This window comes from Streptomyces chartreusis NRRL 3882 (assembly GCF_900236475.1).
Classification (GTDB): domain Bacteria; phylum Actinomycetota; class Actinomycetes; order Streptomycetales; family Streptomycetaceae; genus Streptomyces; species Streptomyces chartreusis_D.
The window spans coordinates 4,372,456-4,390,105 of sequence record NZ_LT963352.1; the positions used below are offsets into that span (position 1 = coordinate 4,372,456).

The following is a 17,650-nucleotide window of genomic DNA, read 5'->3' on the forward strand; positions in this document are numbered from 1 at the left end:
GGACAGCCATGGAGTTCCAACTGCTCGGCCCGTTCGCCGCCCGCCACGAGGGGCGGCAGGTACTGCTGGGCAGCCGCCGCCAGGAGCGGTGCCTGCTGGCGGTCCTGCTGCTGCACGCGGGCCGCGCGGTCACGACGGACCGCCTCATCGACCTGCTGTGGGACGGCGAGCCGCCCGACGCCGCCCGCGCCACCGTCCACACCTACGTCGGCCGCCTGCGCGCCGCGCTCAGGCCCTACGGCGTCTCTGTCGAGACCCGGCACGACGGTTACGTCGTGGAGCAGGGCCCGCATGAGATCGACGCGCAGGAGTTCGCCGGGCTGGTGGGGCAGGCGGCCGACTCCGCCGATCCCGCGGACCGGGTCCGCCTCTACGACCAGGCCCTCGGGCTCTGGCGCGGCCCGCTGCTCGCGGACGTGGCCGTTGAACCGCTGCGCGCCCGCCTCGGCGGCAGGCTGGGCGAACTGCGCCTGTCCGCCGTGGAGCGACGAGCCGAGACCCAGCTCACCATGGGTCTGCACGACCGTGTCGTGGCGGACCTGACGCCGCTGCTGGAAGAGCACCCGACCCGTGAACGGCTGGTCGGCGCCCAGATGACCGCCCTGTACCGCGCGGGCCGCCAGGCCGACGCCCTCCGGCTGTATCGCAGCACGCGTACGACACTGGCGGCCGAACTCGGCATCGAGCCGAACAGCGAGCTCCGCACCCTGCACGAGCGCATGCTGCGCGCCGACCCCCGGCTGGACCGGCCCCCCGGGCCCGTCTACGCGGTGCGGGTCGGCGACCAGTGGCTGCCGTGGAGTACGAGCGGACACCCCGCGCTGGAGTTCTGCAACACCTACGCCGGGTGGGGCGGGGAGCCGCTGCCCGGGTCGGAGTGGCTGCGCGGCTACGCCACGCTCGCCGTGTGGGCCGGTCACCTCGACCTGATCGAGGAACGGCAGGTGACCGGGCTGCGGGAACAGGCCCTGCGGCAGCCGGCCGAGGCCGCCGCCGTCCTCGACGAGGCCCGGCGGCTCCGTACGGACCTGTACGCCTGCCTGACCGATCCGCGGGAGGGCCGGGCGTTCAAGGCGGTGGCCGGTGCGGTGGAGGACGCCGCGCGTCTCTCGGTGTTCACGCGTGGCGACGACGGTCTCGGACGCTGGCAGCCGTCGCCCGCCGCCGGACTGCGTCTGCCCGTCTGCGCGGTGGCGCGCAGCGCGGGCGAACTGCTCGCCGACACGCGGCGCTTCACCGTCCGCGGCTGTCCCAGCCGGGACTGCGGCTGGCTGTTCCTCGACGAGAGCGGGCGGCGCCGGTGGTGCAGTCTGGCGACGTGCGGCGCCAAGCGGTCGGCCGGGGGCCGGTGACAGGCCGCTGCCACACCGGCGTCCGCACGGTCGGCAGCCTTCCTACGGGACGCGGACGGGCCGGAAACGGTCCGTTGCCGCCAGCACGGCCTCAGTCGTGGCATCGCCCGACAGCCCGTGCCCCTCCTCGCCGATCAGCACGAGCTCCGCGTCCGGCCACACCTGGGCCAGCCGCCACGCCACGTCCGGAGGTCCGCTGATGTCCAACCGCCCGTGGACCAGCACGCCGGGGATGCCGGCGAGCTTCCCGGCGTCGCGCAGCAGCGCCCCGTCCTCCAGGAAGCCGGCGTGCCGCCAGTAGTGCGTGACGAGGCGGGCGAAGCGCAGCCGGAAGTGCGGGTCCTCGTAACGGGGGTCGGGCTGGTGCCCAGGGTGTGTGGACACGTGCACGTCCTCCCACCGGCACCACTCCCGCGCGGCCCGCTCCCGTACGGCCGGATCGGGGTCCGTGAGCATCCGGGCGTACGCCTCCACCAGACTGCCGTCGCGCTCCCCCTCCGGGACGGCGTCTCGGAACCGGGCCCACTCCTCGGGGAAGATCCGGCCCATGTCCCGCGTGACCCACTCCACCTCGCGGCGGGTGGTGTTGGTGACGCTGAAGAGGACCAGTTCGGATACGCGTCCCGGGTGCTGCTCGGCGTAGGCCAGCGCGAGGGTCACGCCCCAGGAGCCGCCGAGGACGAGCCATTCCGCGATGCCGAGGTGCTGCCGGAGCAGCTCGATGTCGGCGATCAGGTGCCAGGTGGTGTTGGTGGCGAGCGAGGTCCGCGGATCGGCGGCGTCGGGGGTGCTGCGCCCGCATCCGCGCTGGTCGAAGAGCACGATGCGGTACGCCGCCGGGTCGAACAGCCGACGCCAGAACGGCCCCGCCCCGGACCCGGGCCCGCCGTGGAGTACGAGCGCGGGCTTGCCCGCCGGATTCCCGCAACTCTCCCAGTACACGCGGTTGCCGTCGCCGATGTCGAGCATGCCGTGCTCGTACGGCTCGACGAGGGGGTAGACCTCGGCCATGCGCGACGCACTCTCCTCGACCCGCGACGGATATGACAGCGCTGTTAGATTATCAACGTGAACAGCGCGAGGAGTTACCCCGATCCGGTCGCAGTGGGCACGCTGCTCCGCCACGTCCTGGAGCTGCTCGACGGCGACGTGGCCAAGGTCTACGAGGAGCAGGGCCTGGCCGAGTACCGGCCCCGCTTCTCCCCGGCCGTGCGGGCACTCCTGGCCGAAGGACCGCTGTCGGTCCGTGACTTGGCCACGACCGTGGGCGTCACGCACTCTGCCGCGAGCCAGACGGCGGCGCAGATGGCCCGGGCGGGCCTGGTCACCCACGCCCCCGACCCACTGGACGCCCGCCGCCGCCTGGTCGACCTCACACCGAAGGCCCGCGCCCTGCTGCCGCGGATCGAGGCGGAGTGGGAGGCCACGGTGGCGGCGATGGCGGAGCTGGACACGGAGCTCTCGATGCCGCTGGGGGAGCTGCTGAGAGAGGTGGCGGAGGCGCTGGACCGCCGACCGTTCCGGGAGCGGGTGGCGGCGGCGTATCGGGGGCGGCAGTGACTCATGCGAGTGCCGACCGCGATGTCACGCCGATGCCTCCGCGGGGCGCCGGTGGGCGACGCGAGCCCGAGTCCAAGCCTCCCGGTACGCGTCGTACAGCCGATCGTGCGTCTCGCAGGGGAGGCCGAGGTTCGCGCCCTCATCGTCCATGACCCGGCAGGTCGGGCACGTCAGGCAGTGGTCCCCCAGACGCACGAATGCGGTCTGCCAGGGCGCCTGGACCACCCCCGCACTGACGGTCTCGTAGTGGTCGCACAGGAGGGCGAGCAGGACGCGGGCGAGCCTGCGGGCGTACATCACGCTGCCCTTGAGCCAGGCTCGACTCAGCTCGGGGGCACGAAGCTTGCCGCGTGCGCGCAACCCGGTGGCGCTCAACGTGGAGATCAGGAAGGCTGCCGCCCATGGTCTCAGTGGTGCAGAACGTGGCGATCGACTGTGCGGACGCCTACGAGCTCGCTCGGTTCTGGAGCGGTGTGACCGGGCGCCCGCTGCATCCGGAGGACGGACCGGGCGCCCGGGAGACCCAGGTGCCGCTGGCGGAGGGCCCGGTGCTGTACTTCAACCAGGTGCCCGAGGCCAAGACGGTCAAGAACCGGATCCATCTGTGTCTGCGCCCCGAGACCTCGCGCGATCAGGAGGTGGACCGGCTGCTGGGGCTCGGTGCCACCTTTGTCGCGGATCACCGCAATGCCGATGGTTCCGGCTGGGTGATCCTCGCCGATCCCGAAGGCAACGAGTTCTGCGTTCTGCGCAGTGAGTCCGACCGAGCCGCCATGAATTCCTGACGCTCACGCGCCGTACAAGGCCACCCTCGGCTCCACCGTCCCCACGGCCTGCGGATTCAGGACGGTCACCCGGTACCGCTCCTTCAGCGTCTCCCCCGCCCCCAACGTCCGCCGCGCCCCCACGAGGTCCGTGAACAGCGTCCCGGTCTGGCTGCCCAGCCGCACGGCCGCCCAGCAGCCGTGCCCCGTGCGCCGCTCCACCTTGACGTCCGACGGCGTCAGGAACGGCGCGGCATCCGGGGACGTCACGAGGAGTTGCGGTGCGACGGTCGTGGTCGTCGACGTGCTGTTGCGGTAGGTGACCGTGACCTCCTGGGGGTCGCCGGCCCGGAGGGGGCTCGCGGGCAGGGAAACGAAGTCGGTGGGTGTGGCGGGCTCCTGCGCCCGGGGAGCCGTCACGGTCACGGCCGCGGTGACCGCCGGCGTGGCCGCGAGGGCGGGGCCCGCCGTGGCCAGGCCGGTGACGGCGACCAGGGCGGCGAGGAGCGTGACTCCGGCACGACTGTTCTTCGACACGTTGGATGGTCCTTCTGGTGGGGGAGGAATTCGCTGGGGTGAAGTGGTCGGCTGACACCGGCACTTGACCAGAGTGAGCCTCAGACTACGCAGCGGAGCCCAGCAGCCGCCCGCGCCCCGCGGATCAGCCGGACGGCCGGGGCGCCCGGCGTCACGGCCGCGTACCCTCCAGCGTTCCGTAAGTGAACGGCACCGCAACTACCGCCGGGTACCGGGCAGATGACGTGGAAGGAGATCCACAGGTCCGATCCCCATTCCCTTCCCCCTCCGGGTGAGCTAGAACCTTCAAGACCCAGCCGTACCACTGGGTGCTCCACGGCACATGCGCCGCCCGAGGGGGAATCACTGCAGTGACCAAGCAAGCTCATGGACCGAGTCGGTCCGGCACCCGCGCGCACAGACGCCTCCCGCGTCTGAGGATCGCCATCGCCGCCGCCGTCACCTTCGCCGTCGCCGGAACCGCCGCCCCGGCGATGGCCGCCCAGCCCGAGGGGGGCGACGGGCAGCCGCCCGTGCCGTCCCTGTCGTGGTCCGACTGCCAGGGCGGCTTCGAGTGCGCGAACGCCGACGTGCCACTGGACTACCGCGACCCGCAGGGCAGGACCATCACCCTGGCGGTCATCCGCAAGAAGGCCCCGGACCAGGCCAGGAAGAAGGGCACGCTCTTCCTCCAGCCCGGCGGGCCCGGCAACTCCGGCGTGGACTTCGTGCGCGGCAACTACGCCGACCTGCCCGCCGCCCTGCGCGACTCCTTCGACGTCTTCGGATACGACGTACGCGGCGTCGGGCGCAGTTCACCGGTCACGTGCTGGGACGACCCGACGTACACGCGGGCCATCACCGCCGCCAAGGGCGCCCCCGGCCCGGACGCCTACGGGACCGCCGTGCGCCAGGGCGCCGCGTTCGACCAGGCCTGCCGGGACAACGCGGGCGAGTTGGCGCCGTACGTGGGCACCGGATACGTCGCCCGTGACATAGATCTGCTGCGTCAGGCCTTGGGGGAGGACCGACTGACGTACTACGGGCGGTCGTTCGGGAGCTACATCGGGACGGTCTACGCCGCGATGTTCCCCGAGCGGGTGCGCGCGCTCGTCCTCGACGGCGCGTACGACCCGGAGCACTACGCGAACCGGCCCTATGCCTACGACCGGCCCCAGTACCTGGCCCTGGACGGCGCGATGAGCCGCTTCCTCGACTGGTGCGAGGCGAACCAGGACACGTGCGGGTTCGGGGACGGCGACCCCCGGGGCGCGTTCGAGAAGCTCAAGGCCGACCTCGACGCCAACCCCGTACCGACCGCGAACGGCGGCCAGGCGAACGGCTACACCGTCGTCTACCGCCTCATGTTCAACATCAACGAGGGCAAGGTCATCTGGCCCTCCCTCGGCGAGGCCCTGCGCAAGGCCCAGCAGCGCGACACCACCTCGTTCCTGCTCCGGCCGCCGTCCCCGGCCAGCTTCGACTTCCTCAACCCGAACATCGTGGTGGAGTGCGTCGACAAGGACTACCCGCGCAGCCCGGCCCTGCTGAAGCGGCAGGTCACCACCAACGCCAGGCTGGCGCCGCTGCTCGGCCCGGCCATGGCGTACGGCCCGCCGCTCTACGACCACCAGCACGCCACCACGTGCGCCCAGTGGACCGGCGAGAAGCCCAGCCGCTACGCCGGTTCCTTCCGGGCCAAGGGCTCCGCGCCGATCCTGGTGCTCGGCACGACCGGTGACCCGGACACCCCGTACCAGGACGCGGTGGCCCTGTCCCGCAAGCTCGACAACGGCCGGCTGCTCACCTTCCAGGCCGAGGGCCACACCGCCTTCGGGCGCAGCGCCTGCGCCACGGACGCCGTCACCGGTTACCTGGTGGACCTGAAGGTCCCGGCGCGTGGCACGACCTGCGCGGACGAGACCCAGCCGCCGTCCGCCACACCGAAGGTGGCCCCGCCGGGCACGACCCTCGGCGAGCTCCGCAACGGTGTGAGCGACCGCCTGGACCGCCTCGGCTCCCTGCACTGACCGAGCACTGACCGACCGCACCACGGCACCCCGGGTGCGGGCCTCACGGGCCCGCACCCGGGGTGTGCGCGTTTCCGGTGGTTCCCGCCTCTTGACCCCCTCTCGCGCGGGCACGTAGAACTGCACTCGCAGAAACCGGTTACTACCACTTACCGCAAGGGAAGGTCCCCTCGATGAGAGCCTCTGGAGACCGGGAAGAGCCCACCGCGGACAGAACGGCCGGCCACCTCGCGCCCGCGTCCCGCCGGGTCGTGCTCAAGGGCGCGGCCGTCACAGCCGGGCTGGCCGCGACCGGGACCGCCACGACCCGGCCCGCCTACGCCGGGGACGACCGGCCGGGCCGCCACGAGAGCGTCACCGCCCGCATGGGCGGCACCTCCGTCACCCTGTCCCTGGCGGACGGCGCCCTGCGCTGGTCCGCCCGCCGCAACGGCCGGACGGTGATCGACACCTCGGCCCTGGGCCTCAGACTCGGCGACGGCACCGTCCTCGGCGCCGACGTCAGGGTGATCGGGGAGCGGTACGGCACCCACCGCACCACCTGGACGCCGGTCTACGGCCGCAATGCGACCGTCACCGACCACTACCAGGAACAGCGCTGGGACCTGGTGGACCGGGCCTCGGGCATCCGCTTCGGCGTCCAGGCCCGCGCCTACAAGACCGGCGTCGCCCTGCGCTACCTCCTCCTCGACGAGGGCACCGCCACCGTCGCCGACGAGCTGACGACGTTCGTCTTCCCCGACGGCACCACCGTCTACAGCGCCCGCGACGAGAACGCCTACGAGCCGGTCGCGCCCGGTTCCGTACCGGTCACCGGCACGGCCGGCACGGACAACGGCCCGCTCACCGACCTTCCGCTGACCGCCACCCTCACCGGCGGGCTCATCGCCTGCGTCTGCGAGTCCGCACGCGTCGACTACCCCCGGCTGATGCTCGGTTCGGTCGCCGGTGAGCCGAACACCCTCGCCGCGTTCCTGATGGAGCACACCGCCCGAGGCACCGGCCCCGTGGAGACGACCTCGACCGTCACCACGCCGTTCGCCACACCGTGGCGCGCTGTGGTGATGGGGGCCGGCCACGCCGAACTCGTCGACAACGCCGAGCTGGTGCTCAACCTCGCACCGCCGAACGCCCTCCCCGACCCCTCCTGGATCAAGCCGGGCAAGGTCTTCCGCTGCGACCTCAGCACCGCCGCGGGCCTTCAGGGCGTCGACTTCGCCGTGGCCCGGGGCCTGCAGTACATCGAGTACGACGCCGGCTGGTACGGCCCGGAGTTCACCACCCCGGACGCGACCAGGCCGATCGCCGCGATCGACCTGCCGTCGGTCATCTCGTACGCCACGAGCAAGGGCATCGGCGTCTTCCTCTACGTCAACCGGCTCGCGCTGACCGACGCGGACTTCCTCTTCGGCCTCTACAAGAGCTGGGGCGTGCGGGGCATCAAGCTCGGCTTCATCAACGACGGCACCCAGACGATGACCAACCAGATCACCGACTGGGCGAGGACGGCCGCCAAGTACCGGCTGCTGATCGACATGCACGACGACGTCCGGCCGTTCGGCTACGAGCGGACCTACCCCAACTGGATCAGCCTGGAGGGCGTGCGCGGCAACGAGCAGTTCCCGACCGCCACCCACAACGTGACCCTGCCGTTCGCGCGCAACATCGGCGGCCCGATGGACTACACGATCTGCTACGGCCAGTCCCGCGACAAGACGACCAACGCCCACCAGATGGCGATGGCGGTGGTGTACTACCAGCCCCTCAACTTCCTCTTCTGGTACGACAAGCCGTCCAAGTACGGCAACCCGGCGAGCTGGCCCGGCCTGCCGTGGTTCAACGCCGTGCCGGTGACCTGGGACGAGAGCCGCACCCTGGCCGGCGCGATCGGCGAGTACATCGCGGTCGCCCGCCGGGGCGGCTCCACCTGGTACCTGGGCGCGATGACCAACGAGTCGTCCAGGACGCTGTCCCTGCCCCTGTCCTTCCTCGGCAGCGGCACCTACACGGCTACGGTCTACGCCGACGGCACCCCGGGTTCCAGCCCGTTCAGGACCCCGGTGGTGGTCGGCACCCGGACCGTCACCGCCGCCGACACCCTCGACGCGGCCATGGCCCCGGCGGGCGGCCAGGCGGTCGTCCTGACCCCGAGCTGACCCCCCAAGGGGGGTGGGGTTTTCCCCAGGGACCGAGTCCACCGGCCGGTTGACGACAGGTTCAACCGAGTGCCTCTGTCCGGCAACTGCCCAGCTCAGCCAGGCTTTTGGGCATGAACTCATTATCTGTGCGGGTGGCGCGCTGGAGTGCGCGGCACCCCTGGCGGGCGATCGTCGGCTGGCTGGTGTTCGTGGCGCTGTGCCTGGGGGTGGGCAGTGCCGCCGGCACGAACAGTGCGAAGACGGCCGACTACCGGGTCGGCGAGGCCGGCCGCGCCGAGGCCCTGGCGGCCGAGGCGCATCTGGAGCGCAGGGCCGCCGAGCAGGTGCTGATCTCCTCCCGTTCGGGCGGTGCTCTCGACGAGGGCGCCGCCGTGGACGCCGCGGACGACCTGACCGACCGGATGCGGCGGCTGCCCGACGTGGCGTCCGTGGCCGACCCGTCGCTGTCGGAGGATCGCCGGATCCTCATGGTCGAGGTGGCGCTGAAGGGCGAGGAACGGGACGCGAAGGACAAGGTCGACGCGCTCGTGGCGCAGACCGCGGCGGTGCAGAAGAGCCACCCCGGGCTGCTGCTGGAGGAGACCGGGAGTCCCTCCGTCAGCAAGGGCGTCGACCAGCAGCGCAGCGACGACCTGGCCCTGTCCGAGGCGATCACCCTGCCGGTCACCCTGCTCACGCTGCTGGTGGTGTTCGGGTCGGTGACGATGGCCGGGGTGCCGTTGCTGCTGGCGCTGTCGTCGATCGCGGCGGCGGTCGGGCTCTCCATGGTCGTCTCGCACGTGTCGCCCGACGCCGGGGTCGGCACGAACGTCATCCTGATGATCGGCCTCGCGGTCGGCGTCGACTACACGCTCTTCTACCTCAAGCGCGAGCGGGAGGAACGGGCCCGCTCCGGCGGGCGGCTCTCCTCCGAGGCGCTGGTGGAACTGGCCGCGGCGACGTCGGGCCGGGCGGTCGTGGTCTCCGGGCTCGCGGTGGTCGCCTCCACGGCGACGCTGTACCTGGCCTCCGACGTGATCTTCTCCTCCCTCGCGACCGGCACCATCGTGGTCGTCCTGGTCTCGGTGGCCAGTTCGCTGACGGCCCTGCCCGCGCTGCTCGTCAAGCTGGGGCGGCGGGCGGAACGCCGGGAACGGCGACGGGCCGAGCGCGGAAAGCCCGTACGCCGGGTTCGGGGCGGGGCGGGCGACGGCCGGGTGTGGAGTGCTCTGCTGCGGCCCGCCGCCCGGCACCCCCTCGCGACCCTGTGCGTATCGGTCGTCGCGCTCCTCGCCCTCGTCGTCCCGCTGGCCGGACTGAAGATCACCGAGATGAGCCGGGACACACACTCCCGTGACATCCCCGCGATGCAGGTCTACGACCGGCTCAACGAGGCGTTCCCGGAGCGGCGGGTGACCCACCAGGTCGTCGTGCGCGCCGATGCCTCCCGGTCGGCAGAGGTGGCAGCCGCCCTGGGCGAGGTGGCCCGGCGTGCCGGCGCCGACCCGCTGTTCACCGAGGGCTCGCGGACACGGTCGTCCGCCGACGACCGCACCCACACCCTCGAACTGAAGGTGCCGTACCTCGGCAACTCCGACCAGGCGTACGACTCCCTGGACCGGCTCCGGGACGACTTCCTGCCCGCGACCGTCGGCCGGATCGCCGGCGCCGAGTACGGCGTGTCCGGGGACGTCGCCCGCTACGCCGACTATCCCGCCCACCAGAACGGCAAACTGCCCCTGGTGCTGGGCGCGTTGCTGCTGGTGACGTTCGCGATGACCGTGTACGCCTTCCGTTCGGTGGTGCTCGGGCTGCTCGGCGTCGCCCTGAACCTGCTGTCCGCCGCGGCGGCGCTCGGGCTGCTCGTGCTGGTCTTCCAGGGGACCTGGGCCGAAGGCCTGCTGGACTTCCGGTCCACGGGGTCGATCGGGTCGCGCGTGCCGCTGTTCCTCTTCGTCATCCTCTTCGGGCTGTCGATGGACTACCAGGTGTTCGTGGTGAGCCGCATCAGGGAGGCGGCGCTCGCGGGCGTGCCCACGCGGCAGGCCGTGCTGGACGGGATCCGCTCCTCGGCGAGCGTGGTGACCAGCGCGGCGGTGGTGATGACGACCGTGTTCGCCAGCTTCGTCTTCCTGCACATCATCGAGATGAAGCAGATCGGCTTCGTCCTGGCGGCGGCCGTGCTGATCGACGCGTTCGTGGTCCGGGTCATGGTGCTGCCGGCGGCGATGCTGCTGCTGGGCGAGGCGAGCTGGTGGCCCTCGCGCCCGGGGCGCCGGGCGACGGCCGCCCCGGAGAAAGGGTCGCCCTCCCGCCCCGCGGTCGACGTACGTTGAACGGCATGACCGCTCTCGCCGGGTCCACCCCCGACGCCTTCTGGGCCACGTCGCTGCGCCGTTGGAACACGGTGTGCTGGCTGCTGTTCGCCGTGATGGCCGTCGGGCTGGTCGCCATGGACCGGCCCGGCCAGAGCAAGTACGCGGCGCTGGCGCTGCTGGGCGGGGTCGTGCTGTCGTACGCGGTCCTGGACCGCTTCCCGGCCAATCCCGTCGTACGGCCGCACGGCTATCTGTCGGTGCTGGTGGTCGCGTTGGGCGGGCTGGCGTACCTGCGGGGCAACTACGCGGCGCTGTTCATGGTGACGCTGCCGCACTACTGGCTGTTCGGGCGGACGCCGAGGGCCTCGATGGCGTTCCTGGGGCTCGCCGCGGCCGCCACCGCGGCCGCGAGCGTGCTGCGGCAGGGCTGGTCGGTGGAGTTCTTCACCGAGACGCTCGTGTCCACGGTGCTCGTCGTCGCCGTGGGGGCGCTGATCGGGCTGTGGGCCCATTCGGTGGTCGGGCAGAGCGCCGAGCGGGCTCGGCTGATCACCGAACTGGAGCAGACCCAGGCCGAGTTGTCCGAGGCACACCAGCGGCAGGGCGCGGCGGACGAGCGGGAGCGGATGGCCCGGGAGATCCACGACACCCTCGCGCAGGGCTTCGCCTCGATCATCGTGCTGGCCGAGGCGGCCCGGGCGGGGCTCGACCGCGAACCGGCGCGCAGTGCCCAGCAGTTGCGGTCGATCGAGTCGACGGCCCGGGAGAACCTCGCCGAGGCCCGGGAACTGGTCGGCTCGCCCCGGCGACCCGGCCAGACGGCCGCCGGTTCGGTGGCGCAGACCCTGCGCCGGACCCTGGACCGTTTCGCGGAGGACACCGGCCTCACCGTCGAGGCCGACCTGGCGGACCTGGAGTGCGACCAGCAGACCCGGATCGCGCTGCTGCGCTGCACCCAGGAGTCCCTGGCCAACGTGCGCAAGCACGCCCGCGCCTCCACGGTGGGCGTGGTCCTGGCCTCGCAGCCGTACGGGGTGGAGCTCGAAATCACCGACGACGGGACCGGGTTCGTGGTGGAGTCGTCGTCGGGCTTCGGCCTGGACGGCATGCGCAAACGGCTGGCGGAGCTGGGCGGGAGGCTGACGGTGACGAGTTCGGTGGGCGACGGGACGCGGGTGCTGGCGCTGATACCGCTGACCGCCTCGGAGAGCGGGGCGACGGCATGACCGGCGGCCCCCTGCGCATCATCGTCGTGGACGACCACACCGTCATGCGGGCCGGAGTGGTGGCCCTCCTCGCCTCCGAGGCCGGCATCGAGATCGTCGGCGAGGCGGGCGACGGCCGCGCGGCCCTCGGCCTCGTCGAACGCCACGAGCCCGATGTCGCCCTGGTCGACCTGCGGATGCCGGTGCTGGACGGAGTGGCGACCACGACCGAGATCGTGACGCGCTTCCCCCGCACCCGGGTCCTGATCCTGACGACGTACGACACGGACGCCGAGATCGAGCGCGCGGTGGAGGCCGGGGCGATCGGCTACCTCCTCAAGGACACCACCCGTGAGCAACTGGCCGACGCGATCCACGCGGCGGCGCGCGGGGAGACGGTGCTCGCGCCCCGGGTCGCCGAGCGGCTGGTCGCCCGCATGCGCCAGCCCGCCCAGATCCCGCTCACCGCCCGGGAGGCGGATGTCCTGAACGCGGTCGCGGACGGCCTCACCAACGCCGAGATCGGCCGCCGTCTCGTCATCGCCGAGGCCACGGTGAAGACGCACCTGCTCCGCCTGTTCGCCAAGCTCGACGTCAACGACCGCACCAGGGCGGTGGTGGTGGCGATGGAACGGGGGCTGTTGCGGAGGCCTTGAGCCGTTCAGCCGTTCAGCCGTCATGTTCCGATGTCCACCCACACGTGCCCAGGCCGGGGGTGAGTCCGGGACGTACTCGGGGTTGTTCTCGTCGTAGGCGTAACCGTGGGAGCGGCGTGGGAACAGGCCGATCACCGTGCGGCACGGGGGGACGGAACCGCCGGCTGGGCCGGGGATGCGGGTGGCGGCGGTCGGCGTCCTCCGCGTGGGACGCGTACCACAGGGCGAGGCCGATCCGCTGACCGGCGTCCGCCCAGGCCGGCGGCGTCCGCACCACGAGGTGCAGCGGGCTCACGCCGTCCCGCCCGGCCGCGTCGTACCGGGCCAGGGTGACGGTCAGCCCGGGCCGCAGCAGCCCGTCGGGCGCGATCCTCGGCATGTGCCAGCGCAGCAGATCGGGTGCCAGGTCACGGAGGTCGGCGCGGAGCCGGGCGGCGGGTTCCCGGCCGTGGGCCCGGGCCACGGCACGCGGCTGGAGGTCGACGTCGACGGGACCCGCAATCTGTCAACAGAGTGAGTCGTCATCGCGACGGATGCCAGCGGCCCGCACTCCCTGGCGCAGCCGATTGGCGCCGGGGCTCAGACGACATGCGACTCCGGCCGCATCCGTGCCCCACCCCGGAAGCGGTCCGCGGCGAGCGGGCCGACGTCGACGCAGGGCGTGCGCTCCAGGTACAGGTCGCGGACGATCTCCCCCACCGCCGGGGCCTGGAGGAAGCCGTGACCGGAGAACCCGGTAGCGTAGAGGAAGTTCACGACCTCTCCGGACCGGCCGATGAGCGCGTTGTGGTCGGGGGTGACCTCGTAGAGCCCGGCCCAGCCGCCCGCCGTCCCCAGGTCGGCGAGGGCGGGTGCGCGACGGCGTACGACCTCGCGGAACAGCTCCAGCCACTCCGGGGTCCAGGTGGTGTCGAAGCCGTCCGGCTGGGCGGGGTCGGCCAGGCCGAACAGGAGGCCGTCGTCGCTGTTGTGGAAGTAGGCCGAGGACGTGAAGTCGATGGTGAAGGGGATGCGCGGGGCGGGGGGCGTGAGCGGGACGGTGAAGGCCAGTTGGCGCCGCACCGGCCGCACGGGCAGCGGGACGCCGGCCATCTCGCCGATCCGCGCCGACCAGGCGCCGGCGGCGCAGATCACCGTGGCGCAGTCGATCCGCCCGCGGTCGGTGTGGACGGCCGTGATCCGGTCGCCGGCGGTGTCGAGGCCGGTGACGGTGGTGTGCGTCGCGAGGACGGTTCCGGCCCGGGCCGCCGCCCGCGCGTAGCCCTGCACGACCAGTCCGGGCCGGGCGTGGCCGTCGGTGGGCGAGTGGGCGGCGGCCACCAGTCCGTCGGTGCTGACGTAGGGACACAGGCCGCGGGCCTCCTCGGGGGTGATCATGCGGCTGGGCACGCCGAGGGAGTTCTGTATCCGCACACCGGCCTCGAACTCCGTGGCCTGCCGCTCCGTGTCGAGCAGGAAGAGATAGCCGACGGTGTCGAGCCGGATGTCGGCACCGGGCCGGTCCGGGAAGTCGCGGAAGGCGCGCAGACTCCGGCTGCCCAGTTCGATGTTGAGCGGGTCGGCGAAGTGCGCCCGTACGCCGCCGATCGGTTTGCCCGAGCTGCCGCAGCCCAGGTCACCGCGTTCCACGACGACGATGTTCCGCACCCCGGCCTCGGCCAGGTGGAAGGCGATGCCGGTGCCCATCACACCACCGCCGATGATCACGACGTCGGCGGTCGCGGGAACGGTGGGGAAGACGGGTGAGGAGGTCAACGGGCCGTCCCTTCACGGGTTCCGTGGGTGTGCCTGCATCCACAGCACGAGATGCCGGGCGGTGACCCACCGGACTTTGCCATCTCTTTACAACCCGCCCCTTTGCCGCCTCGTCTCTCCGCTCGACCCGTCACGCACCCCGCCGTTCACCGGGCGGGACCGACGAAGGAGAGCGTTCCCATGCGCCGAACCGTCCTCACCGCCCTCGCCCTCGCGGGCACCGCCGTGCTCCTGGGCACCGGGCCCGCGTTCGCGGTCGGGGTGACGACCCCGAGCCCGGTCCCGACGGCCGCCGCGCCCACCCCCCGGCCGGCGGAGAGCGCCGAACCGACGGCCGCCCCTGCCGAACCGACCCGCGCCCCGGCCACCACCCGACCGGCCCCGAGCGCCGAACCGACCCGGGCACCGGCCGGCGACCAGGTCTCCGTCGTACCGAGCGGCGCACCCGACACCGGCGTCACGGAGGCGTCCTCGGCCTCCGACTCCGGCGTCGGCGGTACGGCGGTCGGCGCGGGGGCCGCCGCGGTGCTCACCGTGGGCGGCGGGACGCTCCTCGTCGTACGGCGTCGCCGGGCGACCCGGGCATGACCACGTTCTCCAGGCGCGCGTTCACCACGGCGGCGCTGGCGTCCCTGCTCACCGCCTGCGGTGGCCACGGGGCGAAGCGGACGACGCCGGACCCCGGGGCCACCGCGCCACGGCCGCGGCCTCCGTCCCGGACGGTCCCGGCCGAGGCGTCGCGCCCCCTGGCCCGTTCGGTCCCGGTCCGGCTGCTGGTCCCGGCCATCGGTGTCGACACCCCGGTGATCGGGCTCGGCCTGGCCCCGGACGGCACGGTGCGGGTGCCGCCGGTGACCGCCGACGACCGGGCGGGCTGGTACCGGCACTCGCCGACACCGGGCCGGACCGGCCCATCGGTGATCCTCGGGCATGTCACGGTCGGCAGGTACGGCGACGGCGTCTTCCGTCACCTCGCCGAGTTGCACCGCGGCGACCGGATCGTGGCGCGCCTGGAGAACGGCACCGCGGCGGAGTTCGCCGTCACGGCCGTACGGACCGTCCCCAGAACCCGCTTCCCGGTGAAGGACGTCTACGGGAACGTGGACCGCCCGGAGCTGCGGCTGATCACGTGCGGCGGGGCGCGTACCGGCGACGGATACGCGGACATCGTGATCGTGTTCGCCGCGCTGAGCGGCGCCGAGTCCCCCACCCCTGGAGAGCGTTGAAACGGTCCCGCGAGAAGGCCGCGTCCGAGCTGTTCGCCGCCCTCTACCCGCGCCTGGCCGGCTGGTGCCGCCGGCTCGTCGACGACGACGAGACGGCGCACGAGATCGCCTCGGAGGCGTTCACCCGGCTCTGGGCCCGCTGGACGTCCGTGGCGGAACCCCGCGGTTTCCTCTACGTCACCGCGGCCAACCTCGTCCGGGACCACTGGCGCAAACTGGAGCGCGAGCGCCGGGCCATGCACCGCGTCACCTCGGAAGCCGCCGTACGGGCCCACCCCGAGCAGGCCGATCCGTCGGTGCGCCTGCTCGTGCAGTCGCTCCCGGAACGACTCCGCGTCCCGATCCTCCTCCACTACTACGCTGACATGCCGATCCGGGAGGTGTCCGTGCTGACCGGGCGCAAGGAAGGAACCGTCAAGGCCGACCTGCACGCGGCCCGGGAACTGCTCCGCGTCCACCTGAGGAGAAGCCTTGACCACACGCCTTGACGACGATCCGGACGACCGGGAGTCCGGCCCCGACGACCCGCTCACCGTGATCCTGCGGCCCTCCTCCCCCGACTACCTGGGCGCGCCCCCCGGCCAGTACGAGGCGATCCGCCGCAAGGCGACCCGCCGGCGCGTGCTGCGCGCCGCGGCCGGGGCCGGCCTGTGCTGCGCGGCGGCGGCCCTCATCGCCCTCCCCCTGCGCTCCACGGCCCCGGAGCCCTCCCGCCCCCCGACGGTCCCGATGGCCCCGCCCCCCGCGAGCACGGCACCGGCTCCCTCACCCCCGGCGCCTTCGTCGACGCCTTCGCCCTCGCCTTCATCGGCCTCTCCGTCCGAGGTCCCGGCCCCGGCCACGACCCGCCCCGGCACGGACACCCCGGGCGACGCCGCCCGCCCGACGACCGCGCCCCGCACCCCGTCGGCGGCTCCGACCCCGGCCCGGCCGGTCCCGTCGGCCACCCGCCCGGACACGGATCAGCGGTCGGCCACCGGAAGCCGGTAGCCCTCGTCGAGGGCGTCGAGCACGAGCAGCCCGGCGGGCCGGGTGTGCCGACGGCCGCTGGTCAGGTCGTCTCAGGCTGCCCGGCGTCGGGCCCCTGCCGTCGCACCCGCGCCGCCACCTCGCTCTGCTCGGTCTCCCACCAGGGCCGCACCAGTTCGGGAGCCGGACCGCCCTCGGACGCCGGGGCAGCCGGGGCGAGTTCGACGTCCAGGCGGCGATCCAGCGCCGCCGACTGGGCGCGCTCCGCGCGGGCCCACTGGGCGAGGACGGCCAGCAGGAAGGGCAGGGCGGTCAGTTCGGCGATGCCGAGCATGGCGCCGCCGCCGATCTGCTGGTCGTGGTGGACGTCGGGCGACCAGGGCGGCGCGTGGTGCAGGTACCAGGCGCCCGCGATCAGGGTGCCGTGCGTCATGACGACCAGCCCGGGGACGGCGTCGACGATGCCGTCCAGGAAGACCAGGGCCGCTCGGACGGGGTGGGTGCACCAGGCGGGCAGGGTCTGTTCGCGGGTGAGCACCGGCAGTACGAACAGGCAGCCGGCCGCCAGCAGGTGCAAGTACATCAGCTCGTGCAGCCAGCCGACGCGCAGCGCGGTGGCGAAGTACGGGGTGAAGTAGACGGTCAGTTCCGTGGCCAGCACCAGGACCGTGCTAGCGAGGGGGAACGTCAGCGTCCTGACCAGCCGGCCGGTCATGACCCGCCGTACCCGGCCCGCACCGCCCTCCGGCAGCGCCTCGACCGCGAGCCGCAGCGGGTCGCCGAGGGCGAGACCCAGCGGCGCGAGCAGATCGAGGGCGACGTTCTGCACGGCGGCGGGCCAGAACAGTTCATGGTCGTAGACGGCCAGCCCGGACATCGTGGCCACGACGATCGCGCCCAGCCCCAGCACGACGAACGCGGCGAGGCGCGCGAGCGGCCAGCAGCCGCCCCCGCCGCGGACGCGCGCGACACCCCAGCCGTAGAGCCCGCCCAGGACGACGACGAGCAGCAGCGCGGGGACGTCCAGCCGCCAGGAGCCCAGCAGCCGCCCGGCGGTCAGCTCCGGCAGGTACACAGCCGACAGTTCGTTCACCGGGCGCACGGTAGCCGTCGAAGTTAAGGAGACGGGCAACTGATCGTTCACGAGTATGAATGAGAATC

The 17,650-nt window shown here is 72.9% G+C and carries 17 protein-coding genes and 1 pseudogene; 12 read left to right on the forward strand and 6 right to left on the reverse strand.

The window, feature by feature from the left end; genetic code table 11:
* Window positions 1-8: 8 nt before the first annotated feature.
* Entirely contained in the window at window positions 9-1,352 is a 1,344-nt protein-coding gene (locus SCNRRL3882_RS19590) for a BTAD domain-containing putative transcriptional regulator (RefSeq protein WP_010032366.1), read from the forward strand.
* 42 nt (window positions 1,353-1,394) lie between these two features.
* On the opposite strand, the gene pip is transcribed toward SCNRRL3882_RS19590, so the two are convergent.
* On the reverse strand, window positions 1,395-2,363 hold the full coding sequence (pip, locus tag SCNRRL3882_RS19595; protein WP_010032368.1) for a prolyl aminopeptidase: 969 nt from the start codon (window positions 2,361-2,363) through the stop codon (window positions 1,395-1,397).
* 57 nt (window positions 2,364-2,420) lie between these two features.
* Between pip and SCNRRL3882_RS19600 the strand changes: the two genes are divergently transcribed.
* The gene (locus SCNRRL3882_RS19600; RefSeq protein WP_231911147.1) at window positions 2,421-2,912 is read left to right on the forward strand and encodes a MarR family winged helix-turn-helix transcriptional regulator; all 492 of its coding nucleotides are present in this window, start codon (window positions 2,421-2,423) and stop codon (window positions 2,910-2,912) included.
* 24 nt (window positions 2,913-2,936) lie between these two features.
* Here the strand turns inward: SCNRRL3882_RS19600 and SCNRRL3882_RS19605 are convergent, their stop codons facing one another.
* A complete protein-coding gene (locus SCNRRL3882_RS19605) occupies window positions 2,937-3,287 on the reverse strand; it encodes a hypothetical protein (RefSeq protein WP_158688375.1) in 351 nt (116 codons plus the stop codon).
* 26 nt (window positions 3,288-3,313) lie between these two features.
* Here SCNRRL3882_RS19605 and SCNRRL3882_RS19610 point away from each other — a divergent pair, with 26 nt between their 5' ends.
* Complete coding sequence (locus tag SCNRRL3882_RS19610; RefSeq protein WP_010032373.1) at window positions 3,314-3,697, forward strand: VOC family protein; 384 nt, start codon at window positions 3,314-3,316, stop codon at window positions 3,695-3,697.
* Window positions 3,698-3,700: 3 nt separating this feature from the next.
* On the opposite strand, the gene SCNRRL3882_RS19615 is transcribed toward SCNRRL3882_RS19610, so the two are convergent.
* Window positions 3,701-4,213: a hypothetical protein gene (locus SCNRRL3882_RS19615; protein ID WP_010032374.1), complete on the reverse strand. Its 513-nt coding sequence runs from the start codon at window positions 4,211-4,213 to the stop codon at window positions 3,701-3,703.
* Between the two features lie 350 nt (window positions 4,214-4,563).
* Between SCNRRL3882_RS19615 and SCNRRL3882_RS19620 the strand changes: the two genes are divergently transcribed.
* The 5 genes from SCNRRL3882_RS19620 (at window position 4,564) to SCNRRL3882_RS19640 (ending at window position 12,539) form a co-directional block, all read left to right on the forward strand.
* Window positions 4,564-6,222 (forward strand): alpha/beta hydrolase, encoded by a 1,659-nt coding sequence (locus SCNRRL3882_RS19620; protein WP_010032376.1) that lies wholly within the window; start codon window positions 4,564-4,566, stop codon window positions 6,220-6,222.
* A gap of 173 nt (window positions 6,223-6,395) precedes the next feature.
* Window positions 6,396-8,378, forward strand: coding sequence for a glycoside hydrolase family 97 protein (locus SCNRRL3882_RS19625; RefSeq protein WP_010032377.1), 1,983 nt, complete (start codon window positions 6,396-6,398; stop codon window positions 8,376-8,378).
* A 113-nt stretch (window positions 8,379-8,491) separates the two neighbouring features.
* On the forward strand, window positions 8,492-10,696 hold the full coding sequence (locus tag SCNRRL3882_RS19630; RefSeq protein ID WP_029180649.1) for an MMPL family transporter: 2,205 nt from the start codon (window positions 8,492-8,494) through the stop codon (window positions 10,694-10,696).
* Between the two features lie 5 nt (window positions 10,697-10,701).
* Complete coding sequence (locus SCNRRL3882_RS19635; RefSeq protein WP_173937265.1) at window positions 10,702-11,904, forward strand: sensor histidine kinase; 1,203 nt, start codon at window positions 10,702-10,704, stop codon at window positions 11,902-11,904.
* Window positions 11,901-12,539, forward strand: a complete 639-nt coding sequence (locus tag SCNRRL3882_RS19640; protein ID WP_010032381.1) for a response regulator — start codon at window positions 11,901-11,903, stop codon at window positions 12,537-12,539. The genes SCNRRL3882_RS19635 and SCNRRL3882_RS19640 overlap by 4 nt, the downstream gene beginning before the upstream one ends.
* A 151-nt stretch (window positions 12,540-12,690) precedes the next feature.
* Here the strand turns inward: SCNRRL3882_RS19640 and SCNRRL3882_RS19645 are convergent.
* Both SCNRRL3882_RS19645 and SCNRRL3882_RS19650 read right to left on the reverse strand, forming a co-directional pair.
* Window positions 12,691-13,038 (reverse strand): annotated as a pseudogene (locus SCNRRL3882_RS19645) (hypothetical protein); the annotation flags it as partial.
* Between the two features lie 80 nt (window positions 13,039-13,118).
* On the reverse strand, window positions 13,119-14,294 hold the full coding sequence (locus SCNRRL3882_RS19650) for an NAD(P)/FAD-dependent oxidoreductase (protein ID WP_010032383.1): 1,176 nt from the start codon (window positions 14,292-14,294) through the stop codon (window positions 13,119-13,121).
* A gap of 180 nt (window positions 14,295-14,474) precedes the next feature.
* On the opposite strand from SCNRRL3882_RS19650, the gene SCNRRL3882_RS19655 reads away from it, so the two are divergent.
* The 4 genes from SCNRRL3882_RS19655 to SCNRRL3882_RS19670 are packed head-to-tail and all read left to right on the forward strand — an operon-like array spanning window position 14,475 to window position 16,510.
* Window positions 14,475-14,882: a hypothetical protein gene (locus tag SCNRRL3882_RS19655; protein WP_010032385.1), complete on the forward strand. Its 408-nt coding sequence runs from the start codon at window positions 14,475-14,477 to the stop codon at window positions 14,880-14,882.
* Complete coding sequence (locus SCNRRL3882_RS19660) at window positions 14,879-15,520, forward strand: class F sortase (protein ID WP_010032386.1); 642 nt, start codon at window positions 14,879-14,881, stop codon at window positions 15,518-15,520. The genes SCNRRL3882_RS19655 and SCNRRL3882_RS19660 overlap by 4 nt, the downstream gene beginning before the upstream one ends.
* A complete protein-coding gene (locus SCNRRL3882_RS19665) occupies window positions 15,517-16,008 on the forward strand; it encodes an RNA polymerase sigma factor (protein WP_010032387.1) in 492 nt (163 codons plus the stop codon). Before SCNRRL3882_RS19660 ends, SCNRRL3882_RS19665 begins: the two co-directional genes overlap by 4 nt.
* On the forward strand, window positions 15,992-16,510 hold the full coding sequence (locus SCNRRL3882_RS19670; RefSeq protein WP_078602699.1) for a hypothetical protein: 519 nt from the start codon (window positions 15,992-15,994) through the stop codon (window positions 16,508-16,510). Before SCNRRL3882_RS19665 ends, SCNRRL3882_RS19670 begins: the two co-directional genes overlap by 17 nt.
* 61 nt (window positions 16,511-16,571) lie before the next feature.
* Here SCNRRL3882_RS19670 and SCNRRL3882_RS19675 read toward each other — a convergent pair whose 3' ends face one another.
* Window positions 16,572-17,591, reverse strand: a complete 1,020-nt coding sequence (locus SCNRRL3882_RS19675) for a cytochrome c oxidase assembly protein (protein WP_010032390.1) — start codon at window positions 17,589-17,591, stop codon at window positions 16,572-16,574.
* Window positions 17,592-17,650: the final 59 nt, after the last annotated feature.